This window comes from Pseudoalteromonas sp. P1-8 (genome assembly GCF_001399985.1).
Classification (GTDB): domain Bacteria; phylum Pseudomonadota; class Gammaproteobacteria; order Enterobacterales; family Alteromonadaceae; genus Pseudoalteromonas.
The window spans coordinates 1-17617 of sequence record NZ_LJSO01000005.1 but is presented as its reverse complement, the minus strand read 5'-3'; the positions used below and the strand labels follow the sequence as shown (position 1 = coordinate 17617).

Here is a 17617-nt window from a genome sequence, read left to right as displayed (position 1 = left end):
GCACCAATTGGTGCCTTTTTTATGCTTTTTGATAATTAACGAACTTTTTCGTCAATCTCAACTAAGTCTGTTAAATGGCAAATCTCACCACTGTGAGTTTTAATACCATGTTCACCGAAGTAGTCACGTTGTGCTTGAACTAGATGACCATTACTTGGTGTTGTTAACGTCGCAATGTAAGTTTGCGTTGCTGTTAACACAGGGAATGCAAGACCAGATGAAACTGCTGCACCCGTTACTTTACGTAATGCTGCTGATTCACGCTGCATAGAATCAATAAATTCTACACCTTCAGCTACATTGTCTAAGTAATCAGCACGGATGATACAACCTGCGCGCCACGTTTGTAGCGTTTTAGAAAGATCTACTTTCCACTGATGCGCACGAGACGCACCTTTGATAAGCGCTAAACCTTGGCGGTAAGCAAGTAAACTTGCCAATGTGAATGCGTCTTTTAGCTCTGCTAAGTCTAAATCAACGGTATCAGTTGCTTTAGCAGCGTAAGTCATTTCTTTAGCAGCATGCGTATCACACGTATTTGTTAAGTGACGTGCTTGAACAGCTGCAACTAGTGATGGCACTGCAATACCAAGCTCTAGGGCATTTTGTGCAGTCCATAAACCCGTGCCTTTCGCGCCAACTTTATTGTCGATTAAATCAACTAGTGGCTCACCTTCTGTCGTTTCAAGGCTTAAGATATGGCTTGAAATTGACAGTAAGTAGCTATTTAAAGTGCCTTCAGACCATTCATTGAAAATGTCAGCCACTTCTTTTGGTGAACGATTAGTACCTAAACGTAATAATTGATACATTTCTGCAATTAATTGCATTAACGCATATTCGATACCGTTATGAACCATTTTCACAAAGTGACCACTTGCAGATTGGCCTACACGAGCAAAACACGACTCACCTTTGTAGCTTGCCGCTACTTTTTCAAACCACGGCTCAACACGCTCCCAGCCGCCTTCTGAACCACTTGCCATCATTGCAGGACCGTGACGTGCACCTTCTGCACCGCCAGAAATCCCCATAGTGGCAAATTCAAATTTGTTTTGATATTTAAGTTTACGGCTAATGCCATCTTTGTAGTTACTGTTGCCGCAATCTACGATAATGTCATCACAGTCAACACCTGCTTCTGCAAGCTCTGTACATACTTTATCAACCAATTCACCAGCAGGAACTAAAAGAAGAATCGAACGAGGCGGCTCTAAGCGTCTAACCATATCATTTAAATCAGACACAATATGTAAACGGTCTGCCAAACCTAGTGCTTTCGCACAGCTTAGTAACTCGGCACCCGCATCTGGGTTTTTATCATAAGCTACTAATGTCAGCCCTTTTTCAATCAGGTTGAGGGCAAGATTTTTACCCATAACGCCTAACCCTACTAATGCAACTTGCATTTAGTGTCCTCCTCGGTAACAACTATTGGTTAGTTAATCAAAATAATTACGCGCGCATTATACCCAAGCAGCCCAAAAATGCGAGCTTGACAGCCAACTTGAGATAAATCATCGAAATCATGAAGCGACGTTGCCCCCAGTATATCAAAATAACCAAGGCATCGGACCAGATTTTTATAATACCCTTTAAAAAGGTATGTGTATTGACGCTACCTGACACCGGTGTCATAATAACATCATTCACCCTTTGTATACTCTATAATTAATACAAAGAGCCAGATTCTCATAAGTAAAAACAATCATTTTTTACTTATGAGTTCTACATTGTGCTTATGTATAAGCCTATATTAAAGGTTTATAGCACGACATTTTAATAGATAACCATCAATTCGCTTAATATATTTGAGCGCACAGGAGAATTTGATGCTAAGACGCACAAAAATTGTTGCGACCCTTGGACCGGCAACCGATCGCGATAACAACCTAGAAAAAATTATTCGTGCAGGTGCAAATGTGGTTCGTTTGAACTTCTCACATGGCGTAGCACAAGATCACAAAGACCGCGCTGAAGCGGTACGCAGCATTGCTAAGCGTTTAGGCAAACACGTTGCTATCCTTGCAGACTTACAAGGTCCTAAAATTCGTGTATCAACGTTTAAAGACGGTAAAGTAAACCTAGAAGTTGGCGCAAAATTTACCCTTGACGCAAAAATGGAAAAAGGCCAAGGCGACGTTAATGCGGTAGGTATCGACTATAAAGAGCTACCTAACGACGTTAAAACAGGCGACTTACTGTTATTAAACGACGGATTAATTCAATTAACAGTAGATAGCGTTGACGGTGACCTAGTTCACACGACTGTTACTGTTGGTGGTGTGCTTTCGAACAATAAAGGGATTAACCGTTTAGGTGGTGGTTTAACAGCCCCTGCTTTCACTGATAAAGATAAAGAAGATTTAATTACTGCCACTGAGATTGGCGTTGATTATATTGCTGTTTCATTCCCACGCAGTGGTGATGACATGCGTTATGTTCGCTCTTTAGCAGAAGCCGCTGGCTCAAACGCACAACTATTAGCGAAAATCGAACGTGCAGAAGCCGTTGAAAACGTTGAAGCAATTGACGATATCGTACTTGCTTCTGACGCTGTAATGGTTGCTCGTGGTGACTTAGGTGTTGAAATTGGTGATGCAGCCCTAGTTGGTAAGCAAAAGCTTATCATTAGCCGTGCTCGTTCACTTAACCGTACAGTTGTTACTGCAACACAAATGATGGAATCTATGATCGATAACCCTATGCCAACACGTGCAGAGGTTATGGACGTAGCAAACGCCGTATTAGATGGTACTGATGCAGTTATGTTATCTGCAGAAACAGCCGCTGGTGACTACCCTGAAGAAACAGTAGCTACTATGGCTCGCGTTTGTTTAGGTGCTGAATCACAAAAAGAAACGCACGTTTCTAAGCATCGTTTAGACAGCCGTTTTTCATCAAATGCTGAATCAATTGCATTATCTGCGATGTATGCAGCTAACCACTTAGATTCTGTTAAAGCTATTGTGACTCTGACTGAATCAGGTAGTACAGCTAAATTGATGTCGCGCATCAGCTCTGGTTTACCAATTTATTCATTATCACGTCATCCAAGCACACTAGGCCAAACAGCACTCTACCGTGGTGTTTATCCTGTATTTTTCGATTCAACGAAGTGTGAAGATGAAAGCATGGTACGTGATGCATTAAACACACTTGTTGAGCAAGGCTCACTAGTAGCTGGTGATACTGTGATTTTAACTCACGGTGATGCAATGGAAACGATTGGTGCAACAAACACAATGAAGATTGTAACTGTTTAATCTGTCAAAAATTTTCAATAAAAAAGGCGCAATTAATAATTGCGCCTTTTTTGTTTTTAACTGATTAAATTTTGAATAGCTATTAGCTCGCGAGTGCTGCTTTCACTTTATCGCGATAGCTACGGCTTACTTTTAGTTCTTGGCCGTTATCTAACACTAAAAGATACTCACCGCTTACTTGAGTTACAAGCTTGCTAATTTGCTTCGTATTCACAATGGCACTGCGATGAACTCGCACAAATAGTTGTGGATCAAGCTCTTGTTCAAGCTCTTTCATTGTCTTACGAAGGATATGCGTTTGCCCATCTTGGCAATGAAGGCACATATAATCACCAGCCGCATCAACCCATTGAATTGTAATAACAGGCACACGAACAATCTCGCCCTGCTCTTTTACAGCTAATGATTCTGGATAACGACGGTCAGCAAGGCTATCACCCGTTGCTAACTTCTTTAAAATTTCTTCGCAATTATTGCCTGTAATACCTGCAACAAAGCTCGCTAGTTTTTTCTTATGGGCGTTATCTTGTTGCGTTTTTAAATAGGTATGCACTTTATCTACCGCCTGTTTTAGTCTGTTGTCATCGACTGGTTTAAGAATATAATCCAACGCATGAATCTCGAATGCTTTAACTGCAAACTGGTCAAAAGCCGTTACAAACACAATAGCGGGTAATGGATTTACGCTCTCACTAAGTGCTCTTGCAACTTCAAAACCGTTCATATTTGGCATTTGAATATCTAAGAAAACCAATTGAATATTGCCCGATAAGCATTCATCAATTGCCTCTTGACCATTGCTACATAAACGAATGACTTCTAAATCGTCAAACTCAGAAAGTCGAACTGCTAAGCCTTTTCTTGCTAGCGGTTCATCATCAACGATCAAAGTTCTAATTTTGCTCATTTCTTAACAGCCTTTTCAAACGGAACGCGCAGATTAACTTTTAATCCACTTGGCGTATTGTCAGAGAGAACAAACGAGTAGTTGTTCTCATAAAGTGTTTTTAAGCGGTCCTGTGTATTAGCTATGCCAACGCCTTGAGAATTAACCAGTTGGCCATTTTTAAGCTCAGTGCCAGGACCATTATCGCCTACTTCCAATAATAGTTCATTTGCAAAAACTTGTGCTTTAATATCAATCACACCACCTTCATTTAGTTGCGCTATTGCATACTTTATCGAGTTTTCGATAATCGGTTGGAGGATCAAGCTTGGTACCAAGGCTTCTTTTGCCTGCTCGCTTACATCTACATTAACTTGTAAACGTTCATCAAAGCGTACTTTTTCAATTTCTAAGTACAGCATGAGGGCATGAATTTCTTGCTCTAATGGCACCTTTTTTATTGGGTCGGTATTGAGTGTGTATCGTAAGAAGTCACTCAATTTTGACACCATTAAATTTGCATCTTTGTTCTCTTTTACCAAAATTAAGGTTGATATTGCATTTAAGGTATTAAATAAAAAGTGCGGATTAAGTTGATAGCGCAGCATTTTCAGCTGAGCTTCGTGAGCCATAGTCGTTGCTTTTAGGGCCTTTTGACGCTCACTTTGTAATAGCTGGTAATACTTAATACCAAAATACAAACCGCTCCAACAAAGAATGATGTAAACCGAATCTAACCCTTGTTGTAAGTAATAAAACCATTCATTTGGTCGGTAACCGTGACGGTAGATTTCCCATAAATTGAATTTTTGTACAACGGCCCATAATGTGCCTGTGACATAGGAAGCACCAAAAACGACAAGCATTAATACCCAAGGTGAGGCATTCCAAACTTTACGATACATATAACGTAAAGGTACTGTCATTAAACAGCCTGCATAAGCGTTTAATACAATAACAAATACGTAAATATCACGCATTTCAAAGACTTTTGAGCCGATATAATTAACTAACGCATAACCTATCCAGCCTGCAATTTGCAAAACCCAGAAAAAGCGTTGTCGATTATCAACTAATGATTGCCAATTCAAAATATCAGATTACCTTTCATAATTATTTTTATTATACCGATAGTCACGAGAGCAAAGCACTGCCGCCTATCTTAATTTTTTATAGCCTTACCGCATTCTTCGGACATTAAAAAAGCGAAGGCCACAACAGCCTTCGCTTTTTCTCTGCTTTATTTTTAAGCTAGTTTATCTGAAGCCACTTTATAATTTGGATCTTCAATCACATTCACTTCAACTAAATCACGCGCATTGTGTAATAGTTGAATACAATCAGGGCTTAAATGACGTAAATGCAGTTTCTTACCCACTTTTGCGTATTTGTCTGCAAGACTGTCAATTGCTTCAATCGCACTGTGATCAGCAACACGGCTGTGTTTGAATTCAATGATCACGTCTTCTGGGTCATTTTTAACATCAAATAACTCGGCAAAGTTCTTAACCGAACCAAAGAATAAAGGACCATGAAGCTCATACACTTTAGAGCCTTGCTCATCGATGTAATTGCTTGTGTAAATGTGTTTCGCATGTTGCCAAGCAAAAACCAAAGCCGAAACAATCACACCCACACATACCGCGATCGCAAGGTCTGTTGCTACGGTTACACCTGAAACAAGCACAATAACAAAAGCATCAGACTTAGGTACACGCTTCATCATCTTGAAGCTTGCCCACTCGAAGGTACCAAGTACAACCATGAACATAACGCCAACTAAGGCAGCTAATGGGATCATCTCAATGAGGCTGGCTGCAAAAATAATGAATGCTAGCAGTATTATTGCTGCACTAATACCAGATAATCGTGAGCGACCGCCCGAGTTAATATTGATCATTGATTGACCAATCATCGCACAACCACCCATTGCACCAAAGAAACCACAGGTAATATTTGCAGCGCCTTGACCAATACACTCTTTATTACTGTGACCACGGGTTTCAGTAATTTCGTCAATTAGGGTCAGTGTTAATAACGATTCAATTAAACCAATCGCCGCTAAAACTAAGGCATAAGGGAAGATAATTTTTAATGTTTCAAGATTAAATGGCACCATAGGAATATGGAACTCAGGCAAGCCACCGGCAATGGTTGCTTGCTCATTGCCTGTCATTCCTTTTAAGAAATCAAGTACAGTGCGCGCTTCTAAATCAAAACCAATCACAATCGCTGTTACAGTTACAATGGCAGCTAACGATGAAGGTACTGCAGTGGTTAGCTTAGGTAAGAAATGAATAATAGCCATAGTTAACGCTACTAAGCCAAGCATAATATAAAGTACTTGCCCTTCCATCCACTGTTGACCGCCCATACCGTCTGGTACTTTAAATTGACCCAGTTGAGCTAAGAAAATAACAATCGCAAGACCATTTACAAAGCCCAGCATTACTGGGTGCGGAACCATGCGAATAAACTTGCCGAGCTTGAAGATACCTGCGAGTACCTGCAGTATCCCCATCAATAACACGGTAGCAAATAAATACTCTACACCATGATCTAAAACTAAACTTACCATTACAACGGCTAGTGCACCGGTAGCACCAGAAATCATACCTGGACGACCACCAAAAATAGCCGTAATTAAGCCAACAATAAATGCGGCATATAAACCAACCAAAGGCTCAACATTAGCAACAAAAGCAAACGCAACCGCTTCTGGTACCAATGCCAACGCAACGGTCAAGCCTGATAGAATATCGTTTTTAGCAGAGCTTGGCGCTTTGCTGAGTAAGTTAAACATTAAGATCCTCTTTATAGTGAATGCATTTCGGCAAGGCGCAGAATTCTAGCAAAATCCGCAAAAGTTAACAATTATTAACAACAAAACGGCTAGTACCTAAAAGCACTAACCGTTTTCGAAAAAATAAAACGTAGTAGAAAAAGATTAAAGAGGTAAAGACGTACTACGCTTAACGCATGTCATGGTCACGTTTGAGTGAACTTCTTGAACAAACTCAAGGTTTAGTAGGTTATCACGAACAAACTGCTCATAACCTTCAATACCTTTAGAAATAATTCGAAGCATGAAATCCATGGTACCCGCCATGCTGTAACACTCGGTTACTTCATCATAGCTCATAATTAAACGCTCAAACTCAGCTAGGTTCGTTCTACCGTGGTTAGAAAGACGAACATGGGCATAGACCAACATATCAAAGCCAAGCTTTTTCTCATCAAGCAAAGCAACTTTACCTTTGATATAGCCATCTTGCTCAAGCTTAGCAATACGACGCCAACATGGAGATTGAGATAAACCAACTTTATCGGCAATTTCTGCCGTAGATAAGCTAGCATCCTGCTGTAATAATGCCAAAATTTGGCGATCTACTTGGTTCAGAGACATTTTATTTCTTTTTCTGTAAAAATACTGGTTAAATTATATAACTGATTTAAAAATCAGTCTGCCTATTTTCTACTATTTATGCAAAAAAATTGCAATTTTATACCGTTCCACTTACAAACTACTTAACTGATGTTACGCGTTGGCATTAACCAAAACGTCCGCTAATAAATGGATTTGTTTTTCGCTCATGCCCTACGGTGGTATTCGGACCGTGGCCTGGCAAAATAGCAACTTCATCAGAGAATGATAAAATCTCAGACTTAATTGATTCGAGTAATTGCGCACTATCCCCTTTTGGAAAGTCAGTACGACCAACAGAGCCTTGAAAAATCACGTCACCCACTATCACCTGTTCTGAACCTTGGTGGTAAAAAACAACATGACCAGGAGTATGCCCAGGGCAATGGCGTACAGATAATTCAAGTTCACCCACTGTGATTGTATCGCCATGATTTAGCCACTTTGTTGGATAAAATGGTGTAATTGGTGCAAAACCAAACATTTGCGCTTGCATTGGCAAGGCATCAAACCAAAATTTATCATCTAAATGTGGGCCAATGATATCAACGCTAAAATGCTCTGCGAGTTGCTTTGCTGCGCCCACATGGTCTAAGTGGCCATGTGTTAAATAAATTGCCTCTAATTGGCAATTTAAAGCAGCAAGTTCTGCTTGAAGTTTATCTGCATCGCCACCTGGGTCAACCAATGCCGCTTTATTCGTTTGCTCACAAATAATAATGCGGCAATTTTGCGCAAAGCCAGTAACAGGAACAGCTTTCACTTTCATGTTATTGTCCTTTTTGTAACTGCTCAAACGCCATTAAAATTGGGTATTTTAAATAGCCTTGATCATAAAACGGTGTACGCTCATAGAGCCAATGCAAGCGCGCATCAGCATCTTTTGCAAAGTTTTTATCTTCACGAATTTTTTTATCGAACTCTAAAGCCAATGCAGGTTTTTCTTTAAGCATTTGTCGTGCATAAGGCATTAAAGCGTAATTCTCAACGTATTCAGTGCGCTGAAAAATAGTATTAAACTCGCCCCAAGCAAAGAATGAATCTGGCGCTTCTGGGTGTAGTAAGTGTGTAGCCAGTTCTGAGTATGGCTGCTCAGTTGAGACTTTGTACCAGCCGGTCATATCGACATTTTCTACGGTGTTGTAATCAAATGTCGCCTCTACACGAAAACGTCCTTCAAAAGGTGCTTTTGCAAATGAGTAATCAGCAACGCTTGCTTGCGTTAATGGCTCAGAAGCAAAACCATTCACTGTCGTTACCTCTACGCCGTGTAATTTAAGCTTACTTACCAATTGGCTGTACGCTGGCGGAATATAAAACGCTGCAGGAACGTTAACGGTCTTTTTAACCTCTTTCTGCCAGTAAATAGGCAAAGCGTCATAGTTTTTAACTTCACCTAAATATTTAACTTCAGCTTGCCCTGACAATGCGCTTTCAGTTCTTGAATAAGCGATACCTTTAAATTCGATGGTATCTGGCTCTTTTGCATAACCACGTTCAACAACTAATTGCGTAGGTTTGAAATCGAGCTCTTTTTGAACCGCTTCATTAAGAGCTTTATCATTTGCAGCTAAAGCGTCAATAGCACCATCAATAAATACATAAGTACCTAATACGCGCTGCTTATAAGGTTTTAAAGAGTGGTTCTCAACTAATATTGTTGGTAATGAACGTAAATCACCCCAGCCATTTGAAAAACGTGGTGTTGCCACCCAACCAGCTAAACCTTTTTTAAATTCGCGCTTGTCCATTACAAAAACCAGTGGACCAGGAATATGCCCTGCTTTTTCGAGTTTGGCATCAATAACAGGTTTAAACAGATTATCTAACGCTTGAGACACACTTGGTGATTCACTAGAAAATACCGGATTATAGCCGTAGGTAACATCATATTGGTAATCAGCGCCATCGGTTACATGAACATCCACGTATAAATCTGGCTTAAATTGATTAATAACCTGCATTACACCGCGTACTTCGGGTGTATCAAGCTTAGTGTAATCACGATTTAAATTTAAATTTAGACCATTCGTTCGAAAGCCCATTTCTACTGGGCCACGCTGATTAATACGGTTGTATTGGCTACTACGCTCGTGACCATCAACGTTTAAAATAGGAATAAACAGAATATTGACTTTGCTCAGGATATCGCGGCGTTTACCTGTTGCAATATCGCGTAGCAACATAAACATGGCGTCTTTGCCATCAATTTCACCACTGTGAATGCCTGCTTGAATAAAGATGGTTGGTTTTGTATCAGCAACAAGTTGTTTGGCATCAAACAAACCTTGCTCATTCGCCACTAACATCTTAACCGCACGACCTGCACTGCTTGTCGCAATAGTCGTTACTTTGAATTGTGTTGGGTTTGCGGCAACAAGGCGTTCTACGAACGCCATAGTGTCTGCATAATCAGGCGATAAAGTGCCTTCGCTTAATTCGAAATCTGTGGTTAAAGGTCCTTTTTCTTGCATTAAAGACACACTATCGCCTTGCCATGGCAATAATGGGGGTAAGTGGCTGTCTAAAGTTACTGCAGCAGATAAAAACACTAAACTCGCAAACATATCACTCTCAAGTGCGGTACTTATTCTATATTGGGGAAATTATAACAACTAATCTGAATGGATTGCGTAAACTGCGGTGATTCAACAAAAAAATGGAGCAAACGACATACGCTATGCAAAATCGTTGTTAGTTATGAATATTAATTAAGATCAAAAAAAGGAGCACTAGGCTCCTTTTTAAACTTTATGAAAAGCGAAATTAAGCCGCTAGGCCTTCTTTTGCTTTTGCAACAAGCGCTGCGAATGCAACTTGGTCATAAACAGCGATATCTGCAAGGATCTTACGATCGATTTCTACAGAAGTCTTTTTAAGACCATTGATAAAACGGCTGTATGAAAGACCGTTTTGACGAGCTGCTGCATTGATACGTGCAATCCAAAGTTGACGGAAAGTACGTTTCTTAGCACGACGGTCACGGTAAGCGTATTGACCCGCTTTAGTAACTGCCTGGAAAGCTACGCGGTAAACACGTGAACGTGCTCCGTAGTAACCTTTAGCTTGCTTTAAAACTTTTTTGTGACGTGCACGTGCGATAACACCGCGTTTAACTCTTGCCATTTCTGAAGACTCCTATTAAGCGAATGGTAACATACGTGAAACTAGACCATGGTCATTCTTATGAACCATCATCTTAGGACGTAAGTGTAATTTACGCTTAGAAGTTTTCTTAGTCAGAATGTGACGAAGATGCGCTTGTTTACGCTTGAAACCGCCAGAAGCAGTTTTCTTGAAACGCTTAGCCGCGCCTCTGTGAGTTTTTAGCTTGTAAGCCATTGCAATAACTCCAAATGTATTGCTTAAAAATTAGCAAGCAGGCGAGAGATATAAAAACAGCTCTACTTTTAAGGCCTAACTTACTGCCATAATCCGGTGAAGGCTCACTACAAAAGCAGTGCAACCTTACTTATAACCGGTTATTTCAGGTGAACAGTAAACTGTTACTTGCAGACCTGAAATAAAATCGGTGCGTAATATACCCTGTTTATTGCTTTTTAGCAATAGGTGCCATCATCATAACCATCTGGCGACCTTCAACACGATTTGGGAATGATTCAACTTGCGAAACATCTTCCAAATCAGTTTTAACACGGTTTAATAATTCGATACCAATTTCTTGGTGAGCCATTTCACGACCACGGAAACGGATAGTGATTTTAGCTTTATCACCCGCTTCTAAGAACTTGCGTAAGTTGCGTAGCTTAACCTGGTAGTCACCTTCATCCGTACCTGGACGGAATTTGATTTCTTTAACCTGGATTTGCTTTTGCTTTTTCTTTTGTTCTTTTAGTTCTTTGCTTTTTTCAAAGATGAACTTACCGTAGTCCATAACCTTACAAACAGGTGGCTCAGCATTAGGACTGATTTCTACAAGATCTACACCCGCATCATCAGCGATAGCTTGCGCCTCTTTTAATGACACGATGCCAGCTTGCTCGCCGTCGATGCCAATTAAACGAACTTCTTTAGCTGTAATATCTTCGTTGATACGATTTTTTTGAGCTGTTTGTTGCCCTTTCTTGCCGCCTCTAATGGTACGATCCTCCAAGAATATAAAATAAAAAGCGTGTAGTTGGCTGTTTGTTTTGCCCTACACGCTCATGATTTATTGTCGATTTTTAATTTCTTCGCTTACTTTAGCAACGAAATCATCAACACTAAATTTGCCTAGGTCTTCACCTGTGCGAGTGCGTACTGCCACTTCTTGTTGTTCAACTTCTTTATCGCCAACAACAAGTAAATATGGAATACGTTTTAACGTATGTTCACGGATTTTAAAGCCAATCTTCTCATTTCTCAAGTCAGCAGCGGCTCTAATTCCAAGTTTATTTAATTTTTGTACAATTTCTTGCACATAATCTGCTTGTTTGTCCGTGATGTTCATGATCACAACTTGCTTAGGAGCAAGCCACGTTGGGAACAAGCCAGCGTATTCTTCAGTTAAAATACCGATGAAACGCTCAATTGAACCTAAAATTGCGCGGTGGATCATAACTGGTGTGCGACGTTCGTTATTTTCAGCAACATAAGTTGCACCTAAACGACCTGGTAATGCAAAGTCTAGCTGTACAGTACCACATTGCCATGCACGGTCTAAACAGTCATAAAGTGTAAACTCAATCTTAGGACCGTAGAATGCACCTTCACCTGGTAGGTAATCAAACTCAATGTCGTTTGCTTTTAATGCATCAGCTAGTGCAAGCTCAGCTTTATCCCACATTTCGTCTTCACCGATACGTTTTTCTGGACGAGTAGATAGTTTTACAACGATCTTCTCAAAGCCAAACGTTTCGTATGTGTCGTAAACCATTTTGATACATGCAGACACTTCATCCATGATTTGCTCTTCAGTACAGAAGATATGCGCATCATCTTGAGTAAAGCCACGTACACGCATTAAGCCGTGTAAGGCACCTGATGGTTCGTTACGGTGACAACAACCAAACTCTGCCATACGTAATGGAAGATCACGGTATGATTTTAAACCTTGGTTAAAGATTTGTACGTGACCCGGGCAGTTCATTGGTTTGATTGCGTATTCACGCTTTTCAGATTCAGTTGTGAACATCGCATCTGCGTATTTGTCCCAGTGACCTGATTTTTCCCATAAACCACGGTCCATCATTAATGGGCCTTTAACTTCTTCGTAATCGTACTCACGTAGTTTTTCACGAACGAAGTCTTCTAGTTCACGGTAAATGCTCCAACCATCGTTGTGCCAAAACACCATGCCTGGTGCTTCTTCTTGCCAGTGCCATAAATCAAGCGCTTTACCAATACGACGGTGATCACGTTTTTCAGCTTCTTCTAAACGTTTTAAATACGCTTTAAGTTGCTTTTTATCTGCCCATGCAGTGCCGTAGATACGTTGCAGCATCTTGTTTTCAGAATCACCGCGCCAATAAGCACCTGCCACTTTCATTATTTTGAAATGTTGACAGAATTTCATGTTTGGAACGTGTGGACCACGACACATGTCGATGTATTCTTCGTGATGGTATAAGCCTGGACGATCATCTTTCGCGATGTTCTCGTCTAGAATTTCCATTTTATAGGTTTCACCACGCGCTTCAAAAGTATCGCGTGCTTCTTGCCAGCTTACGGTCTTTTTAACAACGTCGTAGTTTGTTTTAGCAAGCTCAAGCATACGCTTTTCGATAGCATCTAAATCATCTTGGCTTAAAGAGTGCTCCATATCGATATCGTAATAGAATCCGTTATCGATGGTCGGACCGATTGCCATTTTTGCTTCAGGGAAAAGCTGCTTAACCGCATGACCAATAAGGTGCGCACATGAGTGACGGATAATCTCTAAACCATCATCATCTTTTGCTGTGATAATTTCTAAACGCGCATCTTCGGTGATTAAATCACATGCATCAACACGGGTACCATTAACACGGCCTGCAATTGTTGCTTTGGCAAGACCTGGACCGATATCGCTTGCTACGTCATATGTGCTTACTGGGTTTTCAAAACTACGCTGACTGCCGTCAGGGAGGGTAATAACTGGCATTATAAATCCTTAATACAGTGGTGATGCCTACAATGCATCACATGTAATATTTTTAAAAAATTTTATGTAACTCTGCAACGCTTTTACGAATAAGCATTGCTATTTAAGCTTGTATTTACTGAGTCTTCGTAAATACAAGCGACCATTGTCGCCGCTCACGTTCTTAAATACAAGTAGTTAGAAGAGTAAATTGACAATTAGTTAAGTCATTTCATACTTAGTGAGTCAGTACTTTTAGGGTGATGAAGATGCCAAACACGCGTACGTTCAAATTTGCAACGTTTAACTTATTAAATTATACCGCGCCACCCTATTCGTTTTACCAATTACATGAACGCTATAACAATACGCAATGGCAGCAAAAACAATCGTTTGTTGCTAATTTCTTAAATAAGGCAACCCCTGATGTGGTGGCGTTTCAAGAAGTGTTTAGTCAGCATGCTCTAGAAGTGCAATGCAAAGAAGCGGGATATGATTATTTTAAAACGGTCGATAGCCCGTCCCATGATAGCCTTTATCCGCAAGTGTTATTCAATCCTGTGGTTGCTATTGCCAGTAAATACCCGTTTAAATCGGCCGATGCATTGACACCATGCCCTGAATTACTTGAGTACTTAAACAATCAAAATGAATTCAAATTTAACCGCACCCCGATTAAATGTATTATTGATTTACCTGATTTTGGTGAAGTCTGCTTTTATGTTGTTCACTTTAAGTCACAACGTGTGCAGTCAATGGCACACATTCTTAACATTCACAACCTTGAAGATCCGTTGCTGCAGTTGTTACACCAAACAGTAGGTACCATGCAGTCTCAAATATCGCGTTCATTAGAAGCATCCATTGTTTATTATGATGCGTTAAAAACCCAACGCGAAAAGCAATGTGCAACACTCGTTATGGGTGATTTTAACGATGTACTTACTAGCCCTACTTTATCGTTTATGACACAAGGGTTTCATCCTACACGTTGTGAACCCTGCATAGAACATAACGAGCCCGTTGTTGGCCTAACCGACAGCTATGAGTTTAGCCGCTCGTTTTATGATAAGAAAAACAAACCCTTTAGCCATTATTACCAAGGTAAAGGTAATGTACTAGATTATATTCTTGCCTCTGCACATTTTAATCCCGATTGCCAAGTTTCAAAGGTGAAAGCGCTCGACTATGAAAGTTATGACAAGCATATTTCCCCTACACAACTGACCGAAGACATTAGTGTAAGTGACCATAGTGTTATCGCTATAAAAATTCATTTTTAAAGCAACTGTTTTTCATAACGTTACTTGCTATAATTGCGCAAATTAAGTTATTTAGAGAATGACCATGAGAACATGCGGTGTAGAAATTACAGGTAGCGACGTACTACTGTGTATTTTAACCAAAGACAATGACGTATTTGATATCCGTGATGTCAGACAAACACGTTTTACCTTAGGTAACGGTAATGACACAGAAGTAATGCGTAAATTCCAATTTGATTTCAAAAAATTAATGGAAGATTACCAAATTGACTCTGTAGCAATCAAAGAGCGCCAAGCAAAAGGTAAATTCGCTGGTAGTGCGAAAGGTTTCAAAATGGAAACGGCTATTCAGTTAATAGAGCGCTTAGATGTGCAAGTTTTATCTGCAACTGAAATCAAAGAGCAGCTTAAGCGCAACCCAGTGCCTATTGATTTTGAAGACACAGGCCTGAAAAAATTCCAAGAAAACGCATTCATTAGTGCTTACGTGTACATTATGCGTAAAACTTATAAGCAAGATGAGCCAAAAGCTTAGTAGATACTTATTACCAAAAAACGTGCTACGGCACGTTTTTTTACACCCCAAAAACCACTCTTTATTCTGTTTTATTAAAATTACACTCTGTACATTAGTCTTATAAAGCTTTTCTTTGTCGACAATCTATGTTTAGTTAATCAGGTACGCATGTTTTGAAATCATCTTAAATGATAGTTTCAATTCTTTTGCATCAAGTCCATGACAACAAATTAACCGGACACGGAGAATACAATGCAGACAAAGAACACACACATCAATGCGCTTCCACTCACTCAAAGCTATTATCAAGGCCGTACAGACATTCCATTGATAGAACAAACAATTGGACAGTATCTTGACGATATTGTCGACAATTACCCTGATCACCCCGCAATTGTGGTTCATCATCAACAGATCCGATTAACCTATAGACAATACCAGCAGCAGATTAACCAGTTAGCAATGGGGTTATTATCACTTGGCGTAAAACCTGGCGATCGGGTTGGTATTTGGTCACCCAATAATATCGAATGGTGTTTAACTCAATTTGCTACAGCTAAAATTGGTGCAATCATGGTATGCATTAACCCTGCATATCGACCAAGCGAATTAAAATACGCACTCAATAGTGTTGAGTGTTCAACACTTATAACAGCGAGTGAATTTAAAGCCAGTAATTATATAAACATGCTCAATGAGCTCGCACCGGAACTTAAAGATTCACAAGCAGGTGAATTAAATTTAAACGCCCTGCCACACCTAAAAAATATAATTCGTATTGGTGATGAGCCTGCTGCTGGCATGTTTAGCTTTAGCGATATCATGCAGCGCGCAACAGATGCCCATAAGCTAGAGCTTGATGCAATAGCTGCTACTTTAAGCTGTGACCAAGATATCAATATTCAATTTACTTCTGGTACTACGGGTAATCCAAAAGGAGCGACCTTATCTCATAAAAACATCCTCAATAATGGATTTTTGATGGCCCAAGCGATGAAGCTTACACATGAAGATAAACTCTGTATTCCGGTGCCTTTATATCACTGCTTTGGTATGGTGCTTGGCAATTTAGTATGTATAAGTAAAGGTGCTACCGCAGTTTTCCCGGGTGATTCATTCGACCCTAAAACAACCCTTGAAGTTGTTGAAAAAGAACGTTGTACTGGCCTACATGGTGTTCCAACTATGTTTATCGCCGAGTTAGAGCTTAAAGACTTTGCAAACTATGACTTATCTAGCCTACGAACAGGCGTGATGGCCGGCTCAACCTGCCCCGAGCAAGTTATGCGTAAAGTTCACTCATTAATGCATATGAAAGAAGTTGTAATTGGTTATGGCCAAACAGAATGTAGCCCGATAAATAACGTGACCGAAACCGACTCACCACTCGAAAAACAAGTTACCACAGTGGGCCGTGCATTAGCCCATACTGAAGTGAAGATTATCGACGAGCTGGGTGATATTCAAAAAGTTGGCATACCGGGTGAAGTATGTAGTCGTGGTGCTGGAATTATGCGCTGCTATTGGAATGATGAAGAGAAAACGAAAGCAACAATTGATCAAGACGGTTGGTTACATTCTGGTGACTTAGGTGTTATGGACGAAGATGGCTTTGTTGCTATCGTTGGCCGAATAAAAGACATGATCATCCGTGGTGGTGAAAACATCTACCCAAGAGAAATAGAAGAAGTTCTCTACACCTACCCTGGTATTCAAGATGCGGCCATATTTGGTATTAGTGATGAAAAATACGGCGAAGAAGTATGTGCCTGGATCCAACCTAAAGATGATGCAGTGCTTGATGAAAATGACATTCGTGATTTCTTAAAAGATAAACTAGCCTACTTCAAAGTACCAAAGCACATCCGCTTTGTTGAAGAATACCCAATGACAGTAACAGGCAAACTTCAAAAATTTAAAATGCGCGAACAAATGCAAGAACTCCTAAGCGAAAAAGCCTTCTCGTAACCATTTCCGTGCAAAAATACACCCTAATTTCAACCAAGCTCAGCACCGCTGAGCTTTTTAATTTATTAAGACACCCAAATTATGAAAAGATATTAAGACACCCATATTAAATTAAGTTGAAAAGATATTAAGACACCCAACTTAATATTTCTCACTTCTCAAAATTATGACTAAACTTAAATTGTTCAACTCATGGAGGAGAAGAGCATGGCAACCCCACGTAGAAACTT

Annotated in this window: 15 protein-coding genes; 4 read left to right on the top strand and 11 right to left on the bottom strand. The window is 40.1% G+C overall.

The genetic code is table 11. The annotated features are described in order from the left end of the window. Positions 1-35: 35 nt before the first annotated feature. Positions 36-1409: an NADP-dependent phosphogluconate dehydrogenase gene (gndA, locus tag AN213_RS08585; protein WP_055022232.1), complete on the bottom strand. Its 1374-nt coding sequence runs from the start codon at positions 1407-1409 to the stop codon at positions 36-38. Positions 1410-1832: 423 nt separating this feature from the next. Between gndA and pyk the strand changes: the two genes are divergently transcribed. Further along, positions 1833-3266 carry a pyruvate kinase gene (pyk, locus tag AN213_RS08580; protein ID WP_054561412.1) on the top strand — a complete coding sequence of 478 codons (1434 nt, stop codon included), beginning with the start codon at positions 1833-1835 and terminating at the stop codon, positions 3264-3266. 82 nt (positions 3267-3348) lie between these two features. On the opposite strand, the gene AN213_RS08575 is transcribed toward pyk, so the two are convergent. The 10 genes from AN213_RS08575 to thrS form a co-directional block, all read right to left on the bottom strand. Beyond that, a complete protein-coding gene (locus AN213_RS08575; RefSeq protein ID WP_055198340.1) occupies positions 3349-4173 on the bottom strand; it encodes a LytTR family DNA-binding domain-containing protein in 825 nt (274 codons plus the stop codon). Next, complete coding sequence (locus tag AN213_RS08570; RefSeq protein WP_055198338.1) at positions 4170-5243, bottom strand: sensor histidine kinase; 1074 nt, start codon at positions 5241-5243, stop codon at positions 4170-4172. The genes AN213_RS08575 and AN213_RS08570 overlap by 4 nt, the downstream gene beginning before the upstream one ends. 155 nt (positions 5244-5398) lie before the next feature. After that, positions 5399-6955: a SulP family inorganic anion transporter gene (locus AN213_RS08565; protein WP_055198336.1), complete on the bottom strand. Its 1557-nt coding sequence runs from the start codon at positions 6953-6955 to the stop codon at positions 5399-5401. A gap of 144 nt (positions 6956-7099) precedes the next feature. Beyond that, entirely contained in the window at positions 7100-7558 is a 459-nt protein-coding gene (locus AN213_RS08560; RefSeq protein WP_036968198.1) for an Lrp/AsnC family transcriptional regulator, read from the bottom strand. Between the two features lie 145 nt (positions 7559-7703). Beyond that, positions 7704-8345 carry an MBL fold metallo-hydrolase gene (locus AN213_RS08555; protein ID WP_054561409.1) on the bottom strand — a complete coding sequence of 214 codons (642 nt, stop codon included), beginning with the start codon at positions 8343-8345 and terminating at the stop codon, positions 7704-7706. Position 8346: 1 nt separating this feature from the next. Then, the gene (locus tag AN213_RS08550; RefSeq protein WP_054561408.1) at positions 8347-10143 is read right to left on the bottom strand and encodes a M14 family metallopeptidase; all 1797 of its coding nucleotides are present in this window, start codon (positions 10141-10143) and stop codon (positions 8347-8349) included. 199 nt (positions 10144-10342) lie between these two features. Continuing rightward, a complete protein-coding gene (gene rplT / locus AN213_RS08545; RefSeq protein WP_036968189.1) occupies positions 10343-10702 on the bottom strand; it encodes a 50S ribosomal protein L20 in 360 nt (119 codons plus the stop codon). 15 nt (positions 10703-10717) lie between these two features. Next, positions 10718-10918 carry a 50S ribosomal protein L35 gene (gene rpmI, locus AN213_RS08540; RefSeq protein ID WP_054554888.1) on the bottom strand — a complete coding sequence of 67 codons (201 nt, stop codon included), beginning with the start codon at positions 10916-10918 and terminating at the stop codon, positions 10718-10720. Positions 10919-11126: 208 nt separating this feature from the next. After that, positions 11127-11690: a translation initiation factor IF-3 gene (infC, locus tag AN213_RS08535; protein WP_082401559.1), complete on the bottom strand. Its 564-nt coding sequence runs from the start codon at positions 11688-11690 to the stop codon at positions 11127-11129. A 57-nt stretch (positions 11691-11747) separates the two neighbouring features. Next, positions 11748-13658, bottom strand: coding sequence for a threonine--tRNA ligase (thrS, locus tag AN213_RS08530; RefSeq protein ID WP_054561407.1), 1911 nt, complete (start codon positions 13656-13658; stop codon positions 11748-11750). A gap of 248 nt (positions 13659-13906) precedes the next feature. Here thrS and AN213_RS08525 point away from each other — a divergent pair, with 248 nt between their 5' ends. The 3 genes from AN213_RS08525 to AN213_RS08515 all read left to right on the top strand — a co-directional run bounded on the left by AN213_RS08525 (position 13907) and on the right by AN213_RS08515 (position 17387). After that, entirely contained in the window at positions 13907-14920 is a 1014-nt protein-coding gene (locus tag AN213_RS08525; RefSeq protein ID WP_055198333.1) for an endonuclease/exonuclease/phosphatase family protein, read from the top strand. Positions 14921-14984: 64 nt separating this feature from the next. Continuing rightward, positions 14985-15437 (top strand): DUF3010 family protein, encoded by a 453-nt coding sequence (locus tag AN213_RS08520; RefSeq protein ID WP_054561405.1) that lies wholly within the window; start codon positions 14985-14987, stop codon positions 15435-15437. A 234-nt stretch (positions 15438-15671) separates the two neighbouring features. Further along, complete coding sequence (locus AN213_RS08515; RefSeq protein ID WP_055198331.1) at positions 15672-17387, top strand: AMP-binding protein; 1716 nt, start codon at positions 15672-15674, stop codon at positions 17385-17387. The last annotated feature ends 230 nt before the right edge of the window (positions 17388-17617 follow it).